This is a genomic window from Undibacterium sp. Ji42W, from assembly GCF_049340405.1.
In the GTDB taxonomy this organism is placed as follows: domain Bacteria; phylum Pseudomonadota; class Gammaproteobacteria; order Burkholderiales; family Burkholderiaceae_D; genus Undibacterium.
On record NZ_JBMPOV010000003.1, the window covers coordinates 486,239 to 508,012 of the forward strand.

The 21,774-nt window shown below is 49.8% G+C and carries 34 protein-coding genes; 12 read left to right on the top strand and 22 right to left on the bottom strand.

All coding sequences use genetic code 11. From position 1 onward, the window contains the following. The 20 genes from ACO0LG_RS08530 to ACO0LG_RS08625 all read right to left on the bottom strand — a co-directional run bounded on the left by ACO0LG_RS08530 (position 1) and on the right by ACO0LG_RS08625 (position 10,156). Positions 1–441 carry a hypothetical protein gene (locus ACO0LG_RS08530; RefSeq protein ID WP_423025260.1) on the bottom strand — a complete coding sequence of 147 codons (441 nt, stop codon included), beginning with the start codon at positions 439–441 and terminating at the stop codon, positions 1–3. After that, positions 438–689, bottom strand: a complete 252-nt coding sequence (locus ACO0LG_RS08535; RefSeq protein WP_423025262.1) for a hypothetical protein — start codon at positions 687–689, stop codon at positions 438–440. The genes ACO0LG_RS08530 and ACO0LG_RS08535 overlap by 4 nt, the downstream gene beginning before the upstream one ends. Continuing rightward, the gene (locus tag ACO0LG_RS08540) at positions 689–919 is read right to left on the bottom strand and encodes a hypothetical protein (protein WP_423025264.1); all 231 of its coding nucleotides are present in this window, start codon (positions 917–919) and stop codon (positions 689–691) included. The genes ACO0LG_RS08535 and ACO0LG_RS08540 overlap by 1 nt, the downstream gene beginning before the upstream one ends. After that, positions 919–1,257, bottom strand: coding sequence for a hypothetical protein (locus tag ACO0LG_RS08545; RefSeq protein WP_423025266.1), 339 nt, complete (start codon positions 1,255–1,257; stop codon positions 919–921). Before ACO0LG_RS08545 ends, ACO0LG_RS08540 begins: the two co-directional genes overlap by 1 nt. Positions 1,258–1,284: 27 nt before the next feature. Then, positions 1,285–1,431 carry a hypothetical protein gene (locus tag ACO0LG_RS08550; RefSeq protein ID WP_423025268.1) on the bottom strand — a complete coding sequence of 49 codons (147 nt, stop codon included), beginning with the start codon at positions 1,429–1,431 and terminating at the stop codon, positions 1,285–1,287. 4 nt (positions 1,432–1,435) lie between these two features. Further along, complete coding sequence (locus tag ACO0LG_RS08555; protein ID WP_423025270.1) at positions 1,436–1,609, bottom strand: hypothetical protein; 174 nt, start codon at positions 1,607–1,609, stop codon at positions 1,436–1,438. A 1-nt stretch (position 1,610) separates the two neighbouring features. Next, positions 1,611–1,919 (bottom strand): hypothetical protein, encoded by a 309-nt coding sequence (locus ACO0LG_RS08560; protein ID WP_423025272.1) that lies wholly within the window; start codon positions 1,917–1,919, stop codon positions 1,611–1,613. A 3-nt stretch (positions 1,920–1,922) separates the two neighbouring features. After that, the gene (locus ACO0LG_RS08565; RefSeq protein WP_423025274.1) at positions 1,923–2,996 is read right to left on the bottom strand and encodes a hypothetical protein; all 1,074 of its coding nucleotides are present in this window, start codon (positions 2,994–2,996) and stop codon (positions 1,923–1,925) included. Positions 2,997–3,060: 64 nt separating this feature from the next. Next, positions 3,061–5,166, bottom strand: coding sequence for an amidoligase family protein (locus ACO0LG_RS08570; RefSeq protein WP_423025276.1), 2,106 nt, complete (start codon positions 5,164–5,166; stop codon positions 3,061–3,063). Between the two features lie 168 nt (positions 5,167–5,334). Further along, positions 5,335–5,799 carry a hypothetical protein gene (locus ACO0LG_RS08575; protein WP_423025278.1) on the bottom strand — a complete coding sequence of 155 codons (465 nt, stop codon included), beginning with the start codon at positions 5,797–5,799 and terminating at the stop codon, positions 5,335–5,337. Further along, complete coding sequence (locus ACO0LG_RS08580) at positions 5,792–6,013, bottom strand: hypothetical protein (protein ID WP_423025280.1); 222 nt, start codon at positions 6,011–6,013, stop codon at positions 5,792–5,794. Before ACO0LG_RS08580 ends, ACO0LG_RS08575 begins: the two co-directional genes overlap by 8 nt. 215 nt (positions 6,014–6,228) lie before the next feature. Beyond that, positions 6,229–6,441, bottom strand: a complete 213-nt coding sequence (locus ACO0LG_RS08585) for a hypothetical protein (RefSeq protein ID WP_423025282.1) — start codon at positions 6,439–6,441, stop codon at positions 6,229–6,231. Next, the gene (locus ACO0LG_RS08590) at positions 6,425–6,655 is read right to left on the bottom strand and encodes a hypothetical protein (protein WP_423025284.1); all 231 of its coding nucleotides are present in this window, start codon (positions 6,653–6,655) and stop codon (positions 6,425–6,427) included. Before ACO0LG_RS08590 ends, ACO0LG_RS08585 begins: the two co-directional genes overlap by 17 nt. Further along, entirely contained in the window at positions 6,645–7,016 is a 372-nt protein-coding gene (locus ACO0LG_RS08595) for a hypothetical protein (protein WP_423025286.1), read from the bottom strand. The genes ACO0LG_RS08590 and ACO0LG_RS08595 overlap by 11 nt, the downstream gene beginning before the upstream one ends. A 1-nt stretch (position 7,017) precedes the next feature. Then, positions 7,018–7,437 carry a hypothetical protein gene (locus ACO0LG_RS08600; RefSeq protein ID WP_423025288.1) on the bottom strand — a complete coding sequence of 140 codons (420 nt, stop codon included), beginning with the start codon at positions 7,435–7,437 and terminating at the stop codon, positions 7,018–7,020. A gap of 44 nt (positions 7,438–7,481) precedes the next feature. Beyond that, on the bottom strand, positions 7,482–7,712 hold the full coding sequence (locus ACO0LG_RS08605; RefSeq protein WP_423025290.1) for a hypothetical protein: 231 nt from the start codon (positions 7,710–7,712) through the stop codon (positions 7,482–7,484). A 98-nt stretch (positions 7,713–7,810) separates the two neighbouring features. After that, positions 7,811–8,275 carry a hypothetical protein gene (locus ACO0LG_RS08610; RefSeq protein ID WP_423025292.1) on the bottom strand — a complete coding sequence of 155 codons (465 nt, stop codon included), beginning with the start codon at positions 8,273–8,275 and terminating at the stop codon, positions 7,811–7,813. 94 nt (positions 8,276–8,369) lie between these two features. Further along, the gene (locus tag ACO0LG_RS08615; RefSeq protein ID WP_423025294.1) at positions 8,370–8,732 is read right to left on the bottom strand and encodes a hypothetical protein; all 363 of its coding nucleotides are present in this window, start codon (positions 8,730–8,732) and stop codon (positions 8,370–8,372) included. A 664-nt stretch (positions 8,733–9,396) separates the two neighbouring features. After that, positions 9,397–9,945, bottom strand: a complete 549-nt coding sequence (locus ACO0LG_RS08620) for a hypothetical protein (RefSeq protein ID WP_423025296.1) — start codon at positions 9,943–9,945, stop codon at positions 9,397–9,399. A gap of 40 nt (positions 9,946–9,985) precedes the next feature. Next, positions 9,986–10,156, bottom strand: a complete 171-nt coding sequence (locus ACO0LG_RS08625; RefSeq protein WP_423025298.1) for a hypothetical protein — start codon at positions 10,154–10,156, stop codon at positions 9,986–9,988. Between the two features lie 657 nt (positions 10,157–10,813). On the opposite strand from ACO0LG_RS08625, the gene ACO0LG_RS08630 reads away from it, so the two are divergent. From ACO0LG_RS08630 to ACO0LG_RS08640, 3 genes are read left to right on the top strand one after another with little or no spacing between them, the layout of a single operon-like run. Then, positions 10,814–10,990, top strand: coding sequence for a ribbon-helix-helix domain-containing protein (locus ACO0LG_RS08630; RefSeq protein WP_423025300.1), 177 nt, complete (start codon positions 10,814–10,816; stop codon positions 10,988–10,990). After that, positions 10,965–11,480, top strand: coding sequence for a hypothetical protein (locus tag ACO0LG_RS08635; protein ID WP_423025302.1), 516 nt, complete (start codon positions 10,965–10,967; stop codon positions 11,478–11,480). Before ACO0LG_RS08630 ends, ACO0LG_RS08635 begins: the two co-directional genes overlap by 26 nt. Beyond that, positions 11,461–12,921: a hypothetical protein gene (locus ACO0LG_RS08640; protein ID WP_423025304.1), complete on the top strand. Its 1,461-nt coding sequence runs from the start codon at positions 11,461–11,463 to the stop codon at positions 12,919–12,921. The genes ACO0LG_RS08635 and ACO0LG_RS08640 overlap by 20 nt, the downstream gene beginning before the upstream one ends. A 22-nt stretch (positions 12,922–12,943) precedes the next feature. On the opposite strand, the gene ACO0LG_RS08645 is transcribed toward ACO0LG_RS08640, so the two are convergent. Both ACO0LG_RS08645 and ACO0LG_RS08650 read right to left on the bottom strand, forming a co-directional pair. Continuing rightward, positions 12,944–13,348, bottom strand: coding sequence for a hypothetical protein (locus tag ACO0LG_RS08645; protein WP_423025306.1), 405 nt, complete (start codon positions 13,346–13,348; stop codon positions 12,944–12,946). Beyond that, a complete protein-coding gene (locus ACO0LG_RS08650) occupies positions 13,348–13,854 on the bottom strand; it encodes a Panacea domain-containing protein (protein ID WP_423025308.1) in 507 nt (168 codons plus the stop codon). The genes ACO0LG_RS08645 and ACO0LG_RS08650 overlap by 1 nt, the downstream gene beginning before the upstream one ends. Positions 13,855–14,075: 221 nt before the next feature. On the opposite strand from ACO0LG_RS08650, the gene ACO0LG_RS08655 reads away from it, so the two are divergent. From ACO0LG_RS08655 to ACO0LG_RS08695, 9 genes are all read left to right on the top strand, one after another. Next, the gene (locus tag ACO0LG_RS08655; RefSeq protein WP_423025310.1) at positions 14,076–16,226 is read left to right on the top strand and encodes a portal protein; all 2,151 of its coding nucleotides are present in this window, start codon (positions 14,076–14,078) and stop codon (positions 16,224–16,226) included. Between the two features lie 98 nt (positions 16,227–16,324). Next, positions 16,325–16,498 carry a hypothetical protein gene (locus ACO0LG_RS08660; protein WP_423025312.1) on the top strand — a complete coding sequence of 58 codons (174 nt, stop codon included), beginning with the start codon at positions 16,325–16,327 and terminating at the stop codon, positions 16,496–16,498. 323 nt (positions 16,499–16,821) lie between these two features. Further along, positions 16,822–17,745 (top strand): hypothetical protein, encoded by a 924-nt coding sequence (locus ACO0LG_RS08665; protein WP_423025314.1) that lies wholly within the window; start codon positions 16,822–16,824, stop codon positions 17,743–17,745. A 46-nt stretch (positions 17,746–17,791) separates the two neighbouring features. After that, positions 17,792–18,814 carry a hypothetical protein gene (locus ACO0LG_RS08670; RefSeq protein WP_423025316.1) on the top strand — a complete coding sequence of 341 codons (1,023 nt, stop codon included), beginning with the start codon at positions 17,792–17,794 and terminating at the stop codon, positions 18,812–18,814. Positions 18,815–18,859: 45 nt separating this feature from the next. Continuing rightward, complete coding sequence (locus tag ACO0LG_RS08675; RefSeq protein ID WP_423025318.1) at positions 18,860–19,237, top strand: hypothetical protein; 378 nt, start codon at positions 18,860–18,862, stop codon at positions 19,235–19,237. Between the two features lie 57 nt (positions 19,238–19,294). After that, entirely contained in the window at positions 19,295–19,978 is a 684-nt protein-coding gene (locus ACO0LG_RS08680; protein WP_423025320.1) for a DUF6682 family protein, read from the top strand. Further along, complete coding sequence (locus tag ACO0LG_RS08685) at positions 19,978–20,619, top strand: hypothetical protein (RefSeq protein ID WP_423025322.1); 642 nt, start codon at positions 19,978–19,980, stop codon at positions 20,617–20,619. Before ACO0LG_RS08680 ends, ACO0LG_RS08685 begins: the two co-directional genes overlap by 1 nt. Before the next feature lie 7 nt (positions 20,620–20,626). Further along, a complete protein-coding gene (locus ACO0LG_RS08690; RefSeq protein WP_423025323.1) occupies positions 20,627–21,454 on the top strand; it encodes a hypothetical protein in 828 nt (275 codons plus the stop codon). Continuing rightward, the gene (locus ACO0LG_RS08695) at positions 21,454–21,774 is read left to right on the top strand and encodes a hypothetical protein (protein ID WP_423025325.1); all 321 of its coding nucleotides are present in this window, start codon (positions 21,454–21,456) and stop codon (positions 21,772–21,774) included. The genes ACO0LG_RS08690 and ACO0LG_RS08695 overlap by 1 nt, the downstream gene beginning before the upstream one ends.

Below are 21,774 nucleotides of genomic sequence, written 5' to 3' on the forward strand. Positions count from 1 at the left end.
TCACTCCGCCAAAGTTTCCAGCCACTCAGGAGAACGGCCCACAAACGTGCCATCCCATTTGCCCTCGTACTCAGGCAGCATGTCCAGTAGTGGCAGGTCTTTTGGTGCGATGTGCCACGATATCTGGCTGCGGTCTGGTAACTCGACGTACACAACATGACGCCATTCATCTGCCCAGTCTTTGGTTTTATCATCGTCAAACCCGCGACCTACTTTATGGCCTAGTGCTTCCATGGCCAGGGCGAAGGCAACTACCAGGGTGTTGCGCTGGGTGTAGACGTTGTCGAGTTTGTCTTGATTGACGGCTTGCTTTTGTTCTTGTGTGATCTTTTTCAAAGTTGGCCTCTGTGGTAAATGGGGGTAGCCACCTTCCATCAGCAGCAAGTTGCTCTGGCGGGATTCCCATTCTTGTATGTTTTTATCTACTGCGTCTGGACTCATTGCATAGTCTCCGGTGCCTTGTGTACGTGCTGGCCTACGCCTGTTTTGCGCAGTGCCGTCATCATGGTGGATAGCGCACGCGCCATAACTTCTTGGTACATCTGACCACCCAGGGCATACACTGAGACCTGGTACTGACCTGACGGACTACTGATGACAAGTACAGCTTCCTGATCGCCTTCCAGTGTGTTGCTTAAATTCTCTAGCGCCTTCATGGTGATCGGGTCGATTTCCATGTTTTGTGCCATTATTTACCTCCGCATAATTCCCGCTTCGCGGCTTTCATATCTGTTGTGTCTGTCCACCACTTGGCGGCTGCCTGCACGGTGCAGACTTCCTTGACTTCGGTGTTGATAACAGGTGATTGTGCTGGTGGAGCAGGGGCGTCATAGCCGGTTATTACCATTAGGCCGATACCACAAACGACGCCCACTGCGTACACTACGGCGCAATCTACCCATGTTGTGGCACGATGCATCAGGACACTCTCAGCAGTTCTACCTTGCCATCTTTACAGGTGGAAATGTGTGCACCTGGACCCCACAGTTGGGCAGCACGCGCTGAGATGGTGCTGCGCAGGGCTTCTGGTTTGTCGTGCTCGAACTGAACTACGTCACCTGGCTGCATTTCTGCCATGCGCTCTTTGTAGAGATAAGCAAACTTGTTGGTACGCACTTGCTTGTGTTTGTTCAGCTCTACTGCCACCAGTTCGCCGTACTCCTGACCTTCAAAGATGATCTTGTACTTTGCACCAGATGCGTTCAACAGGCTCACTGCACGTTGTACAGCAATGTCTTTTGTGTTCTGCGATGTCATGTTTGTTCCTTGATTAAATGAGTTGACTCACGATTTTGCGACTATGGCGAGACGCGCTAACTCTGCGTAGTCTGCCCGGCCTGCTAGCTGCTCTTTCTCCAGCACACCATGGAGTTGCCCCCATGTGAGTGTGGCCAGGTATTGCTGAAACTCTTGTTTATCTTGCTGGGTCACGGTGTTATTCCTTCTCCTTCACCAACGCAGCAGGAGGCTGGGCTGGTTTATCCAGGCGCTGACCACCAGGGTCTATGCCTACGCTGAGCATGAAGTGCACTAAACGGGACTCAATTCGTGCCAGTCTGCTATGCACTTCGTCTGTCTTGTGTTGCTTGTTTTTGTCGTGTGCTGACATTCTACCTCCTATTAACCAACATACACAATTCTTTGTGAGCCAATAACTTTTTAGTGTAACCTTCTAACGGTTTCGTATAGGCCCTATCGATTTTTGGTGCCGTATTAAAGACCTTACCTGGAATGTAATAGTGCACCGCGCAGTTGGTGGCGTGTTCTCTTTTTAGTTGTTGTTCTACGACCATGGCATGCAGGGCTTCACGAACTTTTTTCATGGGCAGCTTGGTTGCGCTGATGATATCTGCTGTGCTGAAGTATTTCGTGTTGCTCTGCTGCATGTACGACATGATGTCTGTTTGTACTTGGTCCATAATTCACACTCGTGACTCAAACACGCCGCCTTCAGTGACCTTCAGGCCCAGGTGCTTCATGGCCAGAACAGGGTCGAGCATCATACGAACAGTTTCATCTTCATCGATGGCACCCATGACCGCTTCTTCCAGTATCTGTTCTGCACCGATTGGACCCAGGGCGTTCAGAAAGCGGGAGCGTTCTGTATGGCTGACACGATTGCCTACGCGCTTCAGCTCGTCTTCCAGCAGGGAGTGGATATAGGCCAAGTCATCCAACAGCGATGGGTTGACGCCTGGGTTCTTGGCGTTCTTCTCGCGCTTTTCCTGCTTCGTGGTCTTCTCACCTTTGACCAGAATCTCTTTGTCTTTACTGCCAGCAGTGAGGTTGGTGTGACCTACACGACGTACACCTGTTTGGTGAAAGTCTGCGAACTCGTCGTCCCAACGGCTGCTGTAGTAGCTGCCGCCAGTGTAACCAACATACTTACCTGCTGGACGGCCAGGGTAGAGCTGGTCGTTAAATGCATCCCAGGCATAAGTGTTACTAAACCACATGCCGTTCCACTCAACGCCTGCGGATTTATTGACGACAGCGAGGCGACCATGTGCATCCATGATGGCGAACTTATTGCTGGAGCCGATGTGCTTGCCCAGGATATCGATCATCTGAGTCGTGAACAGGATGTCACCGCTGTGCTTGATCAGTGGGTGAATGAAGTCACGGATGTAGTGCCAGGTGTCTGACTTGGTCGTATCTGCTGCGTTACCGGTGTTCAGTATGCCGTTATGCATCAGGGCCAGTGGCAGTTTAGCTGGGCCATCAAACCCGGCGACAGGGTAGGGGTGCACATTCTCCAACTCAAAGCTGCCATGGGTACGCATACGCAGGTGGAAGGCGGCGTCGCGGTGTTCGTGCTTGCGGTAGAACGCAATCCAGTCTTCAACTGTGCCACGGTTCTTCTCCGTGTACAGGACGTTGTCCTTTGCATACATGACACCGAACCCGTCCTTATTGCTGTCGTAGAAGTCAGCCAGTTGTGCATCTGTGAGGTTGGATTTACGGGTTGCTGGTGTTTGTGTGAATAATAAGCACATATTGTTTCTTTCTAAGTAAGTAAATAAATGAGTGAGTGAGTGGGTGTTGATGGCGGGTGGCTGATCAGGTCTCGCCTGTTACTGCTACTGGTGTTGCTGGCTTCCTTACACCAGGTTTTACGTTCGGCGCTGGCATGCGACCACGGGCTATGAGGTATGCACGCAGATAACCGCTCTCTTTCAAGTTCTCGGCGCGCTTGATGTACTTGATGAACTCAACTTCGTTCAGCTTCTCGACGCTGGTGTCGCGGGCAAACATCCACACCATATACGCAAACTCCATACACGCCAGGACTGTCGTCGGCAGCATAGAACCCTTGAACATACGGAACTCAACGGTGTGCGTATTGTTGTAGTTGATCGCGCTGTAGCGGCTTTCATCATGCAACTGGTTGAACCTGGTCTTGATCGTTTCCGGTTGAACATTGCCGTCATAGTTCTTGCAATTCTTCGCAATCTTCCCAGCCTTGCCTATCTGCGCCTTGGTCGTTTCGTTCTTGATGGCTGCATACTGGTTGTTGTAACGCCGTGCCACGCACTCCACCAAGTCTTTATTCTGTGCGCTGTTGATGAACGCATAGATACGCGATGCATGCATCAGGGACTTTGGCTTGGTCAGGTGCACATGCAGGCCGCAGGATGAACTTGCATCGTGGCTACGCAGTACCTTGGCGTAGGGGTACTTGCCCTCTGCGTTCGGCCCCATCGCTGTGGCGATGATGTGGCGGTGTGTCTCCATTGGTCCGTAGTTGGAGATGACTTCAAACCCTTGGTCTACTGAGCCATCGTACTCATAGAAGGCATAGCGGTTTGCCTTGCCACACACGTCCTTCATGGCGCTGCCGAAGGCATTGTGGAGCATTCTTGCTGCGGCATTCTGGGCGTTGTCATCCCCACGAGAATCACCGCTGGTGTACTCGTTATCGTCGTCATCATCGTCCTCGTCACGCTCTTCTGTGCCGTGCTGAGAAGCGAATTTAGGGGTACACTGTACCTCCAGTTCTATACCGACCTGCACACCAAAATGATGGGTACCATCTAACAAAGGCAGTGCAGTGAACTTACTTTTGCTGCTGTGGTAATTACGTACTAACGCTTGTGGCGGTGTAATATGAACAAGATCATCGCCATGGTCGAAAGTGCGGATGCTGTTGGCACGGATATAGTCTGGCTCAACACGTCTTGGTGACTCGTTGTGATACACCGTTTCTGTGAACGCCTTATCAGCGCAGTGTTTGCAGATGCGCAAGTCCTCGCTGTTGGACAGCTTGACATACATGGTGTCTTGGTCTTTTACAATGTGGCCACAACCAACGTTTGTCAGGTCAACATACTTATCGCTGATACGTTGTATGACACTGATGGCATCTGCACAGGAGTTGTCACCCCTGTACACTTCACGATATGCATCACCTGACTTCTTGCCCGCCTGCATGTGGTCGAGCAGGGTCTTGCCACTACGGGTCCATGTGGGTACCCCGCCTTTGCGCAGCGCAATCAGCAGATCACTGACTTTTTCCGCCTGTTGCTGGCGTTGCTTGATACCGTACTGGATGTTCTCGTAGGTCATACCCGACGCAGCTATGTCACGGTTACGCGACATAATCAGGTTGCCAGGAGCCAGTCGTGCCAGTTTCTGGAATATACGCACACCAGGCTTTGTGTTGTAGCGCAGTTCACGCATTGTGTTCATGGAGCGGAGCAGCGATGATGTAGCAAAGTCATTCAACTTTACTTTGTACACGAACTCACGCGGCATGTTGACCACATAGGTGCCGGTATTGACACATGGGCTGTCTGGTGACACGCGGCTGTCGCGGTATGCATCCAGCCACTGGCTCAGGGATGAACCGTTGATGGTGTTACGTGCGAGACTGCGGTGCACGATGTAGCTGTTCGTCCAACCGCTAGGGATAGCGGAACCACTACGCAATTCTGCTGTTGACTGCAGCGGCAGCAGGTCATATGTTCCATCGTCATGCAGTGCAGTGACTACACCAACAAACAGCTCGGTGACGTTGCTGTTTGTAGTGACACGGCCTATGACCAGTTCGTTGATGCTGATGTCATTGCCGGGTGTGGACACGAAGCTTTCTGCTTTGATGACCTCGGCTCCACAGAACGTGGTGCGTTCTTGAGCATTGGGCTTACGGAATTTAATCGCGCTCATTTCTGTTCCTTGTTGAGTAAATGAATTTGAAGGTGTTGTGCTGAGTGTGCTGATTGCCTGTCTTTCCAGGCTGTCGGCAAGATCATGTGCACGTAAATCTGACAACCGAAAGGAGCTGCACACTCTTGCTGCGGGTGTTTGCCCACCTCCCGCTGGGGCGTTCAACCGTTATGCTGCTATTGCTGTTACTTGTTTGGTCGGGTTCACTGGTCGCCAGTACCATCCACGTTGTGAGTGGCTTTCAGACTTCTCCAGAAACTGTGTGTAGGCACGGCGCACGCTCATGGCGCTGATGTACCATGTTCTACCATCGAAATAGCTCAGCGTTTTGATGTTGGCTACCTTTGACGGAATCCTGTAGTAGATGCCAGGTGTGTCGGGCATATAGGAGGTGCCATCAAACCACAGGTGTTCAGCTTTTTCATACTCGCTGAGGTAGAACCATGGTGCCGTTTGAAAGCCGGACTTGCTGCCGCATGAGACTTTGTAGTTATGCTCTGCTGCTCCAACAGTGGGTGCTGACAGGTGCCACACTTCGCCGTCCCAGTAGCTGTACTCTTTGACTACACGCCCATTGGCATCGTAACCTCGGCGGTACACGCCTGGTTCTTTTGGGTTAATAAACTTATTCATGTTCTGCTCCTGCTTTTTGCCACTCAATCATGCTGTTGCTCTGGTAGTCTGAGACATTATTTCTCAAGGCGCTGTCTTCAGCTTCCTGTAATTGCGCCGTGTATCCATACCATCTGCGTCCGTCCCACATGGCATACACCGCACGCGACCCATGTATCAAACGAAGGTACAGTCCACGTTCTGGTGGGGTGCCTGTGTGCCATGTATCAGCCATCGTTCACCTCTATGCGTTTCCAACGGACGCCGTTCAAAGAGCGAGTACCCAGATGCAGGGCATGAATCTCTGCTGATATCACGTCATGTCGGGGGCGACACCATTCACATCCAGTCCATAAAGAGAATCTTGGGGTGTCACCTGACCAATTACCTACTGCTTTGATCTTATAAACCCCTGGTTCCGGTGGGTTACCGGTTTTGTATCTTGTTCTGTCAACCATTATGTAACTCCTTCCACTCAAGGCTCTGTGAGATGTTAAGCTCCCTTACCAGTGCATAGCGTTCTGCTTCATATGGATTGAATGCAGGAGAAAACCACTTGCGGCCACTCCAGTGCGCATATATCGCGTTGTTGCCATACCCGGCGTAAAACACATGATATAAGCCTGGTTCTGGTGGGTTACCTTTGTTAAATGCTGTTGTCATTTGAGTTCTCCAGCGGGAGCCAGTAGCGGTCTTGAATAGCTGCGCGACCACCATGAACAGCTTCTTCCTCAGCACGTAGAAGCGCTGACATAGCCGTTGCCCAGTAAGTACCCGTCCATACTGCATACACTTGGGCAGCATCCAGATAATTGCTTCGCAATACACGATACACGCCAGGTGTTTCTGGGTGGCCTTCTTTCCATTTAAGTGCCATGGTTTTCTCCTGCCAGCATTTTTAAGTACGCTACTGCTGCAATTACTGCCTTCTGTCGTTCACGTAGTGCCATCATGGCGCTGAGGTGCATAGCCACTGTGATGATGAAAGAAACTGCACATGCCGCAGATGCCAGGCATATGAAAAGGCTCAAACCATAGCTGATTGCAGGTAGACATATTGAGGCAAGTGCTAACATGAATGCAGTTAAGGTACAAACAACGTAGTACACGAAACCGCTGACGTGCTTACGCTTTTGGATCGGTAGTAACGCCAATTCCTGGGTCAGTTGTTGGAGATGGGCTTTATAGGCAGCGCGCATGATAGGTGACTCGGCCTGGCCAGCGATGATGAGTTTCATTTCACACCTCGTATGCGTAGTGTTGTTCTTCACCGAGCCATTGAATGAACGTATTTGATGATTCAATCATCTGGTAGTTGCATGGAAGTATCGCGCCAGGAGTAACTACCTCTTCCAATTGTAGGAGGGCCAAGCGGAATGTGATGGTGTGCGTTTCTTTCTTGATGCGGTATTCGTAGTGCCGGAAGTTGAAGCCAATGTCACGATCAGCGTTTTTATCGAATGGCCCCCAGGCGTTACTTGTGAACATACGACGAATTTCAACTGGTTTGCCCTGTGCCACAGCGTCAAGAATAGACGCTACATACTCCCTGAAAGTTGGTGTGACTGACTTCTGGATAGCGCTAATGACAGGCGTGCCGCCATCGGTATGCAGGGATGGGAAAGGATTGTGGGCTGGAAACTGGTTGCGTGATGACATGGTGCTGGCTCCTGTAAATGAATAAATGTGTGGCTACGCCACGATCAGCCGCGCATGGCGATGGTTTTGCCGTAGCGGGTAATACGCACACGTCCCCACTCAATGCCGTAGCATGCTGCCCAGCTCAGTGCATCTTGGTAGGAAACCGCGCCATGTATGTAGCCATGCGCCAGGATTTCCACTTTATAACCAAGGGCAACTGCAATGATTCTGTGGGTAACGTGCTTCGCTTTTTTGATGAAGCTACTAACAGTTGTGCGTACAGGCGTAAACATACACACCTTCCTTTCGTTGGTAAAGTTTAAGAGGGGTCGAGATTTTGGTGAGCGGCTGGGGTTTAGTCAACCGCATGTACTACGTCACTGCCGGGGTATTACGGTGTGGTGCGGGTCCAGATCCAATCGAGGTAGTTGGTCTGGCACAGTGTGCCGGATGTGCCACCCAGGAAGAAGTATGTCGCGCACTTGGTGCCAGGTACGCCTGTTTGGTATGTGATGTTGTTCTTGACGAACGCTACCGCGTCATACCCTGCATCCAGCCCTGCTGTAGCGCTTGTGCCAGTGGCTTGTGCGCCATCATAGGACTGGAAGACCTTCTGGCTGCCACTGATGATGCTCCAGCCGTTTGACAGCGTCGTGGTTGAGCCATCGGTGAATTTGATGGCTGCGTCTGCTGTACCTGCTGGTCGTTGAATCTTGGCGACTGTGGGGCCGAATGGGTCAACGCCATAGACGCTGGTGCCACTGGTTACTGAACCTACTTGGTAGACTGCTGCTTGTGATACTGCTGTTGCCGCCAAAATCGCGGCCAGCACAATGCTCTTAGAAAACTTCTTCATATACATTTCCTTGTATGGTTGAATTGTGAAACGGGTGCTGCTTTACCTCCATTCGAAGGTAAACTTGTTCAGGCGTTACAGTGACGACGATCAGTCATTGCTTTGCGTGCCTGTGCCTCACCAGGAACTCCATGAGGGCTTCTTTCTTTGCTGCGTCGTCCATGCCATTGATGAGGTCTACTGCGGCTTGTGTGGGCAGCGTAGTGAGGGTATCCATGCACTGACCAATGGGCATCGCCTGCAGATGCTTTGCGTTGGTTGGACGTGTGTTGAACGTCAGTTTGACTTCGGCAGTGACACTGCTGCATGCACGGGGTGGGTAGAATCCCTCGCGCTTTAGATATGTCTTCAACAGTGTCCTGATGAGGTCAGCCATTGACCATCCACGATGCGCGCAATATTGATGGACCGCCAGCTTCAGGTCTGCGTCGCAGGTTGCGACAAGTGTTTGGGTCATTCGGTACTCCAATCGTTTGTTTGTGAAGTGGTTGAATGTGCGAAGCCAACTGAACGCCGGTGTGAGCGGCGTCGGTTTTTGGTCTGCATACACACTAATAGCACTTTTGATTTCATGTGCTGAATCCACTTGATGACAGGTGCGCCTTCGGCGCGGCTTAGAATCACATTGGTAGGCCCTCCAAAAGCGTTTATGCGAAGATGCAAAGATGTAAGTGAATATTATTTATAAGTGGAATTTTTGAAGAAATTTGTGTGTGTATATAAGAGTAGTTGTCAAAATGATAACGGTCGCATGCGAGGTTTAAATTTTATTAATTACTTCATATACGATATATATCTACATCTTTGATGGCATTTTTCTTGTTAGTGGTTACTAACATGACGCACGTAAAAAAGTCACTTATAAATTTTTTCTACCTACATCTTTGCATCTTCGTATTTTCGGCATCAAATCGAGCGAAGTGCAGAAAAATTTATTACATCTTCGTATCTTCGCTACCGGACATGCAAAACGCATGGCGAAGATGCAGCGCACTTTCTGCATGCTATTGTTAAATCCTGTGAAAATAAATTTAACAAAATTCCGAACATGATTTTTTTTTGCTACATCTTTGCATCTTCGTATCTTTGCATCTTCGCTATGGACTGACACCACTTAACAATTAAGCAACCAAATCAGTCGCAGGATTTTCCATGTGGTAAGCAGCCAGCGCATCTTTCAGATGTTTGGCGAGACCAATGTTCTTTACTTCATGGTTGAGCTTGGCTTCACGTTCCAGTTTGGCAAGCAGTTGCTTAACACCAGTTTCAACATCAAACATGGATACCACTTGCTCAGGTTTGACGGTCGTCCAGTCCACTGAGTAGATTTCTTGCATGTAGCTGACGATGCCGTCGAAGTTATCAGCCGCTGGCAAGTCGTCGCGGGTTTCGTGCTTGGTGAACTTCGCAGGGTTCTTGCGTGACTTGGCTTCATACTTCATGCCGCCGTGCTGTTCCATGAAGGCAACGAATGTCTTTGCGCCGAGGGTGTTGTCGCTGAATGTACTGAGCAGTCGTGTGGCGAAACCAGTGTCGCCGTGACGCAGGAAGTGACCGACAGCTTGAGTGGCGGCAACCTGTACTGCTTTGGTGAATTTACCCTTGGCCTTGACGACGGTGTCAATGAGGGCTTTGTGGCTTGATGTTTCCATCAGTTTGATCTGTTCCATGATGCTACTCCCTGTAAATGAATGAGTGGGTACTGCGGGTTTAACTTCTGAGTACAGCAAGCGGGTACGGCGCAGGACGTAACTTGATGGACGTAATGCGCTTGATGCCTTTGAACTCGGCAACAGGTACTTCATGCACTGCACGACGATGTTTCTTGCCTGCTCCCGCTTTGTGCATGTTGTTAATTGTGTGGGCTGTTTTGGTCAGCATGATCTACTCCTAAGTAATATTGCTAAATGCACGGAATGCACTTAGAGATACAACCTATATAGATTCTTCGTTTCATGTCAGCTATTGCGACAAGGTGCCTCCCGATCTACGCAATGGTTCTGCGTTTTGGGTTCGTCTCTTTCGGCCACGTCAGATAGTCTTGACGCTTCGCTACTCGCAACTAGGCGGCTTTATTCTCCTGCACAGGTACTTGTTTTCCCCACGCAATCCCTTACGGGACTAAGCCAATTTAATTCGCGTTATTTCACGCACCAAGTTATCTATCTTGGCGTACCAATATTGAGAGCATTGAGTCATGTAGTTCGTCGCTGCCCGTCGTATAGACTCCACCACTATGCGACTTAGTGCGCTGGATGGCGTCATACACTAGGGGCATTGAGTCATGTGGTTCGTCGCTGCCCTACATCAACGGGGTTTTGAGTCAGTCGGGGGGGGGGGGATGGACAACGGCCAGGGCCAGCCCGGTAGGGCGGGTAGTCGGCTTAATACACAGGGTATTTTCATACATACACACGTAGGCATACGCTGCGTCCACCCCAACAAAGTATTGCCAAATCCATGCCACCGCTCTAACATGCGTATATGTGCTAACAGTTAGTTAGTATTGATAAATATTACTAATGCGGGGCGATGAAAATGAGTAGCGAACCAACAGCCAATGGCATGACCAGGCGCAATTTCTTTGTTCCAGATGTGATGTACGCAAAACTGCAGAAACGCGCAACGGCGACAGGGATTTTGGTGTCTGAGCAGTTACGACAAGCACTGGATGACTACGTGAAAAAACATGAGCGAACTGACGAACCGGGTTAGGAACATTCCACCGGAAATGCTGTTGGATATTGCAGCAGGCATTGAAGAACCGGTGGATATTGCGTTTAGGTATGGCTTCTCGGCCTCTGAGTACATTAAGTTGTCTCAGAGCCAGGAGTTTTTGCGCGAGATAAACATACAACGTGCTGAGAATGACCGCACGGGTGTCACTGCGCGTAACAAGGCTGGCCTCTTTTACGATGTGCTGGCTGATGCCTATTTCAAGCGTCTGTTGGCTGAGGATGTGTCAGTGGCGCAATTGGCTGCGGGTGTCGATACATTCGCTACCCTGGGTGGACGCAAGCCTAAAAATGACGCAGTGGGTATGAGCGGGGCGCAGTTCAGTATCACGTTCAACATTCCTAACGCCGCAGCGATGCCGCAGATTAAAGACATCAACCAACCGGTACCGAAGAAGGAAGCAATCCTGTCGGGTATCAGTTTCGGTGTCACAGATGTAGAGGATACCGATGGCGAAAGCGAAGAATAAAGGTGGCCTGGCGTTCAACCCGGTGCCGACCGTGGTGCCGTTTCTGTTGGGTGACAAGTTCATTGAGCTGATTGTTGGCCCTGTGGGGTCCACCAAGACGACAGCGGGGATTATGAAGGTTGCGTACCACGCGAAGAAGATGGCGGCGTGTAGCGATGGTGTACGGCGTTCCAGGGCGATCTGGATACGTAATACCCGCGAGCAGTTGCGCGATACGTCGATACCTGACTTCCTGAAGTGGTTCCCCGATGGCCAGGCGGGTGTGTACATGAAGTCGGAAGCGAAGTTTTTACTGAAGTTCGATGATGTGGAGTGTGAGGTGTTGTTCCGCGGGCTGGACGACGCGAATGACGTACGCCGGTTGCTGTCGTTGCAGGCCAGTTTTGCCATCCTGGACGAGTTCCGTGAGATAAATAAGGACATCTTTGAAGCGGTGCAGGGGCGTCTGGGGCGATATCCTGATGGAATGATGGTGCCGCACCGTGAAGAATGGGGTTGTGACGATAAAGGGAACCCAATCCAGGGCTGCGTGACCGACGAAGGGAAGTCGAACAAGCACATTTGGGGCATGACGAACCCGCCAGACATGGATACCTTCTGGGAAACGCTGTTGAGTGCTCCTCCAGGGACCGCAGAAGTGCACTTTCAGCCCTCTGGACTGTCTCCAGATGCTGACTGGGTGAAGTATTTGCCGCCGAATTACTACGAAGATCTGGCAGATGGCAAGTCACAGGACTATATCGACGTGTATATCAACGCAAAATTCGGGAAATCGCTGTCTGGACAGCCTGTTTTTCGTGCTTTTGACCGTGATTTGCACATAGCAAAATCGACTTTACGGCCCATAAATATGTCTACAAACCCCATTTTGGTGGGGTTTGACTTCGGTTTGACGCCTGCATGCACGATTGGACAGATAGACCCGGCAGGCAGATTGCTGGTTTTTGACGATTTGGTGTCAGATGGTATGGGTGTTTTGCGGTTTTGCAGGGAGAAATTGAAGCCGCTGTTGGCGCGGAAGTTCCCTGGCATGCCGGTACTGGTGATTGGCGACCCAGCTGGGGTGCAACGAGCGCAGACGGACGAACGAAGTGTGTTTGATGTGTTGAAGTCTGAAGGCTTCCGGGCGATACCGGCCAGGTCAAATAGCATCGTGGCTCGTATCAATGCAGTCGACGCATGGCTCACGCGTATGGCCGACGGCAAGCCAGCAATAGTAATAGACCCTGAAGCAAGGAATTTGATCACTGCCATGGCGGGCGGTTATCGGTACAAGATCAAGACGAATGGGGAGTTGATGGATACACCGGACAAGAACAAGCACAGTCACATAGCGGACAGCATGCAGTACCTGGCGCTACATGCCAACGGAAACGCTACTGGGCAGTCACTTCAGGCAGCGGCCAGGCCGGTTGAGAGGGTCACATACGCATGGTCCTAAAGATGACAAAGATAGACGCAAACTATTTTTTACTGGCGGCACCAAAAATAAAGCTTAAAGCAGAACTAATAATCCCAACAATAAGTTTTTGGGCATCTGCCAGTTTCTGAGCTTCAGCTGTAATGCAAAAACTGATAACAAGGCAAACTAAGCCAATAACGGCTACTAAACCCGCAATATTAGTTGCTGCAGAAGTGCCGCTACCAAAGAATCGACCTAGCCACCCTAAGTCCTGACTGCGATGTTGTAACCTATATGCTTCCCCAGCTTGTCGATAGAAATCTTCTTCGTCCTTCCCTGTTGGTGATGTAGCAGTTGTGGACTTAGCTTTTGTTGATTTAACAGGCTGTTTAGAATTTTCTGCTGACGGGTCGATAACAATCGCAGTTTGCTCTCCGTTGTTGAGAGCTTTAGGAGGTCGACCCATCAGTTAACGCCTTGATGGTTCTGTTGATTTACGCGCGAAACGGCCTCCGCAAAATGTTGGCGAATTAACTCAAAGGGAATATCCGAACCGTGCATACCGTGAGTTTGTTCCCATGTAAGGTCCCAAGGTCCCCCATCTGCGTGCGTCATCTCGGACAGCCTAATGCCAGTATATTGACCATAGCTTTTCCAAATGTTATGCAAAAATTGACGAATAGTAGGATCAGCAGGAGCCGGTACTTCCCGAAAGGTGCCGTTCTGGTATTCAATAGCTTTATTACCAATGGGTCCTGCGCCAAACGGTTTGAATTCGTGATAAAGAGTTGGGATTACAGGGCCATATTGCCATGCTTCTACGTTCTCATTAATCAATGGCGCATTACGATACCCCGCGTACCAACCATGTGCGTAATAGACGAGCTTTTGTAATTTCATTGGATCAATACTTTGGCCTTCAGCGGCCGCCAACTCCAAGAAACAATTGGCAATCGACTTCGGATCAAACATGACTTTCTCCCATTTGCAACGCATGTACAACATTTTCTTACATATCGCATTCTAGCAGGAATTTTTCAAGGCTAAGTTTGTAACTGTGTATATATTCAGTGAAAATTTATCATTAAATAAGTATATGGAGCATTACAGTGACAACTCAACTGAACTAATATATAGCTTGATGTTAGTACATCGTGTAAAATTTAATTAGTAGATAAATAGAGGTAGCTAATATGGCGATGGGGACTGGCTTGAATATTACGGGTGCAAACGCACCGGGAATTACATCTGTGGGCGGTATTATGCAGATGAAGTCTGCACGTCAGTTGCGCCAGGAAGAGCGTCAAAAAGCAACGCAGTTCAACAATACTCCGGTGATTCAGGGCTTGGCCAGTTATGTTCGCAAGTGTTGGACGGTAGCACGTACAGCGAAAGAGCAAACGGTGGAGCAGCGCATGTTGCGTTCACTGCGTCAGCGCCGTGGGGAGTATGACCCGGATAAGTTGTCCATCATCGGGCAGCAGGGTGGTACGACGATTTACATGATGCTGACAGCGAACAAGTGTCGCTCCGCAGGCGCATGGATTCGTGATGTGTTATTGACTGCATCGAACAATAAGCCCTGGTCAGTTCAACCCACAACGCTACCAGATATCAAGCCTGAGCAGGTGCAGGAAATCATGGGTAAGGCCCAGGGAGTAATTCAGCAGATGCAGTCCTCCGGGCAGCAGATGTCCGACGAGGATGTGCGCAATATGTTGCTGATGATGAAGGACCAGGCTGTTTCTCAAGAGCGCAATGTAGCGCAGCAAGCCATGCACCGCATGGAGTATAAGATGAAGGACCAGCTTGAAGAAGGCGGCTTCATCACTGCACTGTCAGAGTTCATTGACGACCTGACGACGTTTCCAGCGGCTATGCTCAAAGGGCCGATCATTCGTAAGAAAAAGCGGCTAGCCTGGGGCAAGGACAAAAAAGGTCAGACCGCGCCAGTGATACAAGAGGAACTGGTCACAGAGTGGGAACGGCTTGACCCATTCAATGCATACCCTGCACCCGACTCAGCGAATTTTGATGATGGATTTTTCATTGAGCGACACCGCTTGCAGCGCAGTTCTCTTACAGAACTGATTGGTGTAGATGGATACAGCGATGCGTCAATACGCCTGGTGCTGGATGAATATGGTCGTGGTGGTTTGCGTGACTGGATAAATGTGGACAACGCCAAGGCATCTGCTGAGGGCAAGTCTACGATGGCTATTGGTAATAATCCATCTGAGTTGATAGATGCACTCCAGTTTTGGGGCACGGTACAAGGCAAGATGCTGCTAGAACATGGCATGGCCGAAGACCAGATCACGGACCCGTTGGCTGAGTATCCCATTGAGGTTTGGTTGATTGGTAACTATGTGATCAAGGCTGTAATCAATAAAGACCCGCTCGGCAGGAAGCCGTATTACAAAGCATCCTATGAACAGATTCCTGGTTCGTTCTGGGGTAACTCCGTATCTGATTTGTGTCGTGATACGCAAGATGCATGCAACGCTACTGCACGGGCGCTGATCAATAACATCGCTATTTCTTCTGGTCCACAGGTTGTATATAACGTCGACCGGTTGCCTGCTGGCGAGAATATCACGCAGTTGTACCCTTGGAAGACCTGGCAGGTTACGTCTGACCCCATGAATGGTACTGGCCCACTGATGCAGTTCTTCCAGCCTGACTCACGTGCGCAGGAGTTGCTGACTGTATTTGAACGCTTCTCGACGATGGCCGATGAATATACAGGCATACCACGATATATGACTGGCGACTCTCCATCAGGTGGTGCGGGGCGTACAGCATCTGGTATGTCCATGTTGATGGGTAACGCAGGTAAGTCGATCAAGCAGGTAATTTCGACGATTGATATCTATGTGACGTGCCCTCTGGTGTCGCGTTTGTATGACCACAATATGCAGTACGCAGAAGACCCTGACTTGAAGGGTGATATTCGCGTCGTAGCAAATGGTGCAGCAGCTTTGGCGGCACAAGGTCAGTCTGATCAACGTCGCAATGAGTTCTTGCAACTGGCAACACAGAATGATGTAGTCAAGCAAGTGGTTGGTATGGAGGGTATAGCCAGAATTATTCGTGAAGTAGCGGGTACCCTTGGCATGAATACCGACGAGATTGTTCCACCGATTGAAGTGTTGCGCATGCAGTGGGCGAAAGACGCTCAACAAGCGCAGCAACAGCAGGCGGCGCAGGCTCAAACACAGGGTGGCGGTAAAGGTGCGCCCCCTCAAGGTGGGCAAGCATCATTGCCAAATGCAGTTTCAACTGGACAACAGTTACAGAACGGAGCACCAACAGTGAATAATTTCACACCGATGGCGAAATAAGTACAAAAACTGCTTAGTAGTTTCTAAAACAGTTTGATTAAAGAGCGAAATGTTAGTACATTATTTATTATTATGTTAGTACCTAATAGGAGGTAGTGATGAAGATTCAAAACAACGCACCAAAAACCGACACTGGCACAAGCATGACGCCAAAGGCGGACAACAGCACACTGACCAGCAATATCGGCCCAGAGTTCCATGAGCGTAAATCCACGACCCAGGGTCTGGAATATTCGTACAAAGTGAATGACGGCACTGGCCTTTGCAAATGAAGGGGCTGACAGCCCAATCAGTGCAGTGTTTAAGGCGGTTGCAAGCTCCTGAGTTTACCCCGCTAGTGACGCAGTTGCAGGCCATAGTTGATTCAAACCTGAGTTTTCTGGTGAAGGCGCAAGACGTAGACCAGATAAGGCGAATCCAGGGCGAGACAGCGTTTGTACAAGATTTTTTGAAGGCAGTTAAGGAAGCAGATTCCTTGGCTAAAAAAGTAGGCTGATACCCCATATCCGAAAGGACGGGGTTGAGGATAAATGAAATTTTTTATAGTAGCAGACCGTAGCATCCAATCAGGTTCTATGGCGCGAAGGAGATATAAATGGCGTTACCAAAAGCAGTGCAGCAACAAGTGGAAAACGCAGACCGTATGGTCGCGGAATTGAATGGAACACCGCCTGCTAATGCAGATACGGGAGCACCAGCAACACCAGTTGCAGCGGCACCAGTAACCCAAGAGCAGCCAGTACCGAAGCCAGTTTCGGAAGAAACCTGGGAAGCCAGATTTCATACGTTACAAGGGAAGTACAACGCTGAAGTTCCACGCCAGGCGCAGCAAATCCGGGAGTTGAACTCGGTAGTGCAAACCTTGGTGTCTGAGAACGCAGCGGCTAAGACTACACCCGTGGCTCCAGTTCAGGCAGCTCCTATTGTCACCGATGCTGAGAGAGAAGCATTTGGTGGTGATCTAGTCGATTTAGTAGGCCGTGTAGCGCAACAAACATCAGATCAGGCGAGAGCCGAAGCTGAGCGCATACGTGCAGAGAATGAGCAGTTACGCAAGCAAGTCAACGATATTTCTGGGCAGGTGGCAGCGGGGGCAAAAGACCGCTTCATGCAGCAACTCAGCGCAGCAGTACCGGACTGGCAGGCAGTCAACACAGACCATGGATTTTTGGCATGGTTGGGTGAGACAGACCCTATTTACGGGTTGCCACGTCAGGCAGGGCTTGACCATGCATATCAGAACTTGGATGCAGGGCGTGTTGCTCAGATTTTTGAACGATACAAGGCACTTTCTGAAACGACAAAGACACCACAGCAAAATCTTCAATCTCAGGTCGCACCAAGTAGTTCTCGCGCCGGTACACAAGTTAATACCGACCCGATGAGTGGACGAATCTGGACAAACGCAGAGATTGCGCAGGTTTATACAGACATCAGACGGGGTAATTTAGTTGGCGACGAGGCTACACGGTACATGGACGAAATTGATGCCGCCGTGTCACAAGGTCGAGTTCGATAGTAAGGCACGCGGCGAAACCTGATTTTTATGTGAAAGAGGTCTAGCCATGACTACAATTACCGCAGCAGCAACCTACCCGATTAATGCGGGTGGTTTTAATTCGCCAGCAGGCCAGGTTGCCTATGGTGGTACCGCGTACTCCGGTACGTTTATCCCAGCCGTATGGTCTGGTAAGTTGGCGCAGAAATTTTATTCTGCCACCGTGTTCGGTGAAATTGCCAATACCGACTGGCAGGGTGAGATTAATGGGTTGGGTGACACCGTCATTATCAACACCATTCCAACGATCAACGTGTACAACTACTCGATTGGTCAAAACTTGAACTACGACGTGCCAACACCGTCGACCATCACACTGACAATCACCAAAGGTAAATACTTTGGCGTCAACGTGAATAACCTGTTGGAACTGCAGTCCAAACCGAAGTTGATGGATATGTTCACCAACGACGCATCTGAGCAAATGAAAATTGCGATTGACCGCGACGTGCTGTATACAAACTTTAACCAGGGTGCAGCATTCAATCAAGGTGCGACAGCAGGTAAGATTTCTGCTTCGTTTAATCTGGGTACAGACGCAGCTCCGATCACTATGACTGGCGCTAACGTTTTGACATACATCACCACCCTGTCCTCTGTACTGGACGAGGCTGACGTGCCTGAGACTGACCGTTTCCTGGTTATCTCTCCACTGGAACGCCAACTGTTGCTGGCTTCTCCGCTGGCCCAGGCGCAGTTCATGGGTGATGGTGAGTCTGCAATGCGTAATGGCAAGATCGGTGTGATTGATCGTTTCAATGTGTTTGTGTCCAATCTGTTGCCTCGCGGTGCAGCGGGCCGCACATGGATGAACCCAAACACCGGTACAGACTCAGCGTCTGGTGGTACGTTGAAGCGTCATGCGATGATTGCGGGTCACAAGTCTGCGATTACTTTTGCATCGCAGATCACCAAGGTCGAGTCTCTGCAAAATCCAAACGACTTTGGTACGTTGGTACGTGGTTTGAACGTGTACGGCTCTCAGATTGCTCAAACTAGTGGCCTGGCGCTGCTGGTGGCCGCAGGCTAATTTGTGAGGGGGTTCGCCCCCTCCTTACTTACAAGGAGAGTCAACATGACGTATCAAAATAAGTTAGTAGCAAATGGCGTGTGGTCTGAAGAAGCACGTCTTTGCGCTGGTGGTGATCTTCAGAATGCAATTTCGCTAGCGACATCAGGTAATAATACGCCTACAGGCGCAGTAGTAATTACGGGTGATATGGCTGTTATTGGTACAGCCGCAGCAGGTACGAATTCTGCGATTTTGTCGAATTACGGTTCCGGTTTCTTGGTTGTATTCAACAACACGGCAGTTACAGTCAATGTATTCCCACCTACTGGTGGCAGTATTAATGGCTTGGCGGCGAATGCCTCATTTCCAATTACCGCAAACAAGTCGACTACATTCATCACACCAGATGGATTGTTCTGGTTGGCGCAGCACGCAGGGTAATCAGAATCAGTAGTGGGCCTTGTGGGGGTATAAAGCCCCCACTTTTTTAGGTACGATATGGGAACAATATTAGCCTCGGCTATTATCAATAAAGCGGCAACGCTGTTGCTTGATGAAGGCAATACACGTTGGACCCGCACAGAACTTCTGCAATGGCTGAGCCAGGCGCAGAGGGTTATTTCTATGCGTTTCCCAAATATGTGCAACTCCCTGACTATCTTGAAGCTGGTGGCAGGTACTAAACAGCGGTTACCACCTGATGGTTGGCTCTTGCTTGATGTCGTGCGTAACATGGGCACAGATGGGTTAACTCCTGGTTCCGCTATTAGGGTTGTTTCTCAAGAGCTTGTCGATAGTTTTGACCCAGCCTGGCACACAATAACTAAAGTGGCTGCACCGGATAATTTTGTCTACAACCCCAAAGACCAGACAGCGTTCTATGTATATCCTCCTGCAGATGGCACTTGTTATGTTGAAGTGAACTATGCGGCGGTACCACCAGAACTGACGGCTGAGAGTTCGCCAATTTACGTGAACGACATTCTGGAGCCTACTATCGTTGATTACATCTGTTTCCGTGCGCATAGCAAAGATGCTGAGTACGCTGCTGGCGTACAACTGGCGTCGCTATACCAGAATTCTTTCGCTCAGATGACTGCCGCAAAAGACCAGGCAGAACTACAGAATCAGCCGAATCTTGACTTGGCTCAGTTTGACCCAACCGTAAGGGGTAGTGCGTAATGGCGACAACTCCTTTTACATCATTCTTGAATGAAGTTCTACCTTATGTACATGACTGCCCACAGTTTGTGGCGGTGAATGCTATACGTAATGCGGCGATAGAATTCTGTGACCGTTCAGGTTATTGGCAGCTAGATGTACCGGATGTGGCCGAGGTCGATGGGCAGGCAACATATCAGGTGACCGTACCAGCAGGAACGCGGGTAGTGGATATCCACACCGCGTGGTTTAATGAAATACTGATCATTCCACATAGTATTGAAGAGTTGAACCGTTTGTTTCGTGGTGTGCATTGGCGCAACTTAGTTGGGCAACCGAAATTTTTATACAGCAGCCCAGACGGATTTGTGCATCTGGTACCAGCTCCTACAGTAAGCGGAGTTGTTCGCGTCAGGGTGACGTTGGCTCCAACACGCACTTCTACAGGCATCGATTCAGACATTTATGAGAAGCAGGCAGAAGTGATCGCGCATGGTGCCAGGGCTAGATTATTGGGTACTGCAGGTCAGCCGTTTTATGACCCGGTACAGTCTGTTTCACAACGAACTGCATTCCTGTCTGGATGTAATGATGCAAAGATCAGAGCAAACAAGGCCACTTCCAGAGCTTCAGTACAGGTAGAAATACCTCGTTTTATATAGGTGAAACATGGCTGGTTTGATTGTAACGAATAATGCGTGGTCGAATCTCTCAGTGGCGATTAATACCTCTGTGACGACTATTGCTGTCACTGCGGGCCAGGGGGCTAGATATCCTGTGCTTGGCGTTGGTGATTACTTCTGGGCGACACTGACTGACGCAACAAACGCAATTGAGATTGTGAAGGTCACTGCGCGTGCAGTTGATTCTTTTACAGTAGTGCGTGCACAGGACAATACGACGGCAAAGTCTTTTGCCATTGGTGACAAGTTCGAGATTCGCCCAGTAGCGGCAATGTTCGCTGACGTTCGTGCGGAGATAGCAAGTAGCGTTGCTCCAAAGCTCAACACAACAGATGCTGTGACAACTTATTTCCCATTAGCTGGCGGAACAGTAACAGGTCCGGCTACGTTTAACGCTGCGACGAAAGTACCAAACCTCACAACTGGCGACAATTCTATCTCTGCTGCAAACACTGCGTTTGTGACTACTGCGCTTGCTAATTCCAGGGATTCCATTCTTGCGCAGGCGACTACAGCCTACATTGGTACCTACAGCGGTACGTCTTCAACGACTGCAACTATCGCACTTGGGCCTCTGAGCATCGTCACTGGAACAGGTAAGGCATTTGCGCCGGGGCAGTCTTTGCGTGTGTATTACTCTGACACAGCATACATGGAAGGTTTAGTTTCGGCATACAACATTAATACAGGTGATTTGAGTCTGACGGTCACCAACAAAGTTGGTATCGGTACATATAGCTCATGGTACATCAGCACTTATGTTCCTACTGGTTCCAGTAAGGGGCTAATTTCTTTCATGGGGAGTAACGCATAATGGCTGCATACGGTCGTCTTGCTGGTGTCATGTCTGACACAACAGTGCAACAACTTTATAGAGTGCCGAATACAGTGAACTCGGCATCGTTTTTGGTCAATTTTTGTAATCAAAGTTTAACGACAGAAGGTACAGTGGCGATAGCAATAAGCGATGTTGCTTCACCAGTATCCGCTGACTGGTTTCTTATGAACAAGCTGATCGGTATTACCGGGGACCCTGTGACATTTACAGGTCTAGCGGCGGGAGCTGGGCAATATGTTTTCATACAGTGTTCCACCAACACAGTCTCAGTTAATCTTGATGGATATGCGGAGTAA

Excerpts from the sequence above, each read along its gene's own strand:
- ACO0LG_RS08530 (WP_423025260.1), bottom strand. The coding sequence starts at position 441 with ATGAGTCCAGACGCAGTAGATAAAAACATACAAGAATGGGAATCCCGC.
- ACO0LG_RS08535 (WP_423025262.1), bottom strand. The coding sequence starts at position 689 with ATGGCACAAAACATGGAAATCGACCCGATCACCATGAAGGCGCTAGAG.
- ACO0LG_RS08540 (WP_423025264.1), bottom strand. The coding sequence starts at position 919 with ATGCATCGTGCCACAACATGGGTAGATTGCGCCGTAGTGTACGCAGTG.
- ACO0LG_RS08545 (WP_423025266.1), bottom strand. The coding sequence starts at position 1,257 with ATGACATCGCAGAACACAAAAGACATTGCTGTACAACGTGCAGTGAGC.
- ACO0LG_RS08555 (WP_423025270.1), bottom strand. The coding sequence starts at position 1,609 with ATGTCAGCACACGACAAAAACAAGCAACACAAGACAGACGAAGTGCAT.
- ACO0LG_RS08560 (WP_423025272.1), bottom strand. The coding sequence starts at position 1,919 with ATGGACCAAGTACAAACAGACATCATGTCGTACATGCAGCAGAGCAAC.
- ACO0LG_RS08565 (WP_423025274.1), bottom strand. The coding sequence starts at position 2,996 with ATGTGCTTATTATTCACACAAACACCAGCAACCCGTAAATCCAACCTC.
- ACO0LG_RS08570 (WP_423025276.1), bottom strand. The coding sequence starts at position 5,166 with ATGAGCGCGATTAAATTCCGTAAGCCCAATGCTCAAGAACGCACCACG.
- ACO0LG_RS08575 (WP_423025278.1), bottom strand. The coding sequence starts at position 5,799 with ATGAATAAGTTTATTAACCCAAAAGAACCAGGCGTGTACCGCCGAGGT.
- ACO0LG_RS08580 (WP_423025280.1), bottom strand. The coding sequence starts at position 6,013 with ATGGCTGATACATGGCACACAGGCACCCCACCAGAACGTGGACTGTAC.
- ACO0LG_RS08585 (WP_423025282.1), bottom strand. The coding sequence starts at position 6,441 with ATGACAACAGCATTTAACAAAGGTAACCCACCAGAACCAGGCTTATAT.
- ACO0LG_RS08590 (WP_423025284.1), bottom strand. The coding sequence starts at position 6,655 with ATGGCACTTAAATGGAAAGAAGGCCACCCAGAAACACCTGGCGTGTAT.
- ACO0LG_RS08595 (WP_423025286.1), bottom strand. The coding sequence starts at position 7,016 with ATGAAACTCATCATCGCTGGCCAGGCCGAGTCACCTATCATGCGCGCT.
- ACO0LG_RS08600 (WP_423025288.1), bottom strand. The coding sequence starts at position 7,437 with ATGTCATCACGCAACCAGTTTCCAGCCCACAATCCTTTCCCATCCCTG.
- ACO0LG_RS08605 (WP_423025290.1), bottom strand. The coding sequence starts at position 7,712 with ATGTTTACGCCTGTACGCACAACTGTTAGTAGCTTCATCAAAAAAGCG.
- ACO0LG_RS08610 (WP_423025292.1), bottom strand. The coding sequence starts at position 8,275 with ATGAAGAAGTTTTCTAAGAGCATTGTGCTGGCCGCGATTTTGGCGGCA.
- ACO0LG_RS08615 (WP_423025294.1), bottom strand. The coding sequence starts at position 8,732 with ATGACCCAAACACTTGTCGCAACCTGCGACGCAGACCTGAAGCTGGCG.
- ACO0LG_RS08620 (WP_423025296.1), bottom strand. The coding sequence starts at position 9,945 with ATGGAACAGATCAAACTGATGGAAACATCAAGCCACAAAGCCCTCATT.
- ACO0LG_RS08625 (WP_423025298.1), bottom strand. The coding sequence starts at position 10,156 with ATGCTGACCAAAACAGCCCACACAATTAACAACATGCACAAAGCGGGA.
- ACO0LG_RS08630 (WP_423025300.1), top strand. The coding sequence starts at position 10,814 with ATGAGTAGCGAACCAACAGCCAATGGCATGACCAGGCGCAATTTCTTT.
- ACO0LG_RS08635 (WP_423025302.1), top strand. The coding sequence starts at position 10,965 with ATGAGCGAACTGACGAACCGGGTTAGGAACATTCCACCGGAAATGCTG.
- ACO0LG_RS08640 (WP_423025304.1), top strand. The coding sequence starts at position 11,461 with ATGGCGAAAGCGAAGAATAAAGGTGGCCTGGCGTTCAACCCGGTGCCG.
- ACO0LG_RS08645 (WP_423025306.1), bottom strand. The coding sequence starts at position 13,348 with ATGGGTCGACCTCCTAAAGCTCTCAACAACGGAGAGCAAACTGCGATT.
- ACO0LG_RS08650 (WP_423025308.1), bottom strand. The coding sequence starts at position 13,854 with ATGTTTGATCCGAAGTCGATTGCCAATTGTTTCTTGGAGTTGGCGGCC.
- ACO0LG_RS08655 (WP_423025310.1), top strand. The coding sequence starts at position 14,076 with ATGGCGATGGGGACTGGCTTGAATATTACGGGTGCAAACGCACCGGGA.
- ACO0LG_RS08660 (WP_423025312.1), top strand. The coding sequence starts at position 16,325 with ATGAAGATTCAAAACAACGCACCAAAAACCGACACTGGCACAAGCATG.
- ACO0LG_RS08665 (WP_423025314.1), top strand. The coding sequence starts at position 16,822 with ATGGCGTTACCAAAAGCAGTGCAGCAACAAGTGGAAAACGCAGACCGT.
- ACO0LG_RS08670 (WP_423025316.1), top strand. The coding sequence starts at position 17,792 with ATGACTACAATTACCGCAGCAGCAACCTACCCGATTAATGCGGGTGGT.
- ACO0LG_RS08675 (WP_423025318.1), top strand. The coding sequence starts at position 18,860 with ATGACGTATCAAAATAAGTTAGTAGCAAATGGCGTGTGGTCTGAAGAA.
- ACO0LG_RS08680 (WP_423025320.1), top strand. The coding sequence starts at position 19,295 with ATGGGAACAATATTAGCCTCGGCTATTATCAATAAAGCGGCAACGCTG.
- ACO0LG_RS08685 (WP_423025322.1), top strand. The coding sequence starts at position 19,978 with ATGGCGACAACTCCTTTTACATCATTCTTGAATGAAGTTCTACCTTAT.
- ACO0LG_RS08690 (WP_423025323.1), top strand. The coding sequence starts at position 20,627 with ATGGCTGGTTTGATTGTAACGAATAATGCGTGGTCGAATCTCTCAGTG.
- ACO0LG_RS08695 (WP_423025325.1), top strand. The coding sequence starts at position 21,454 with ATGGCTGCATACGGTCGTCTTGCTGGTGTCATGTCTGACACAACAGTG.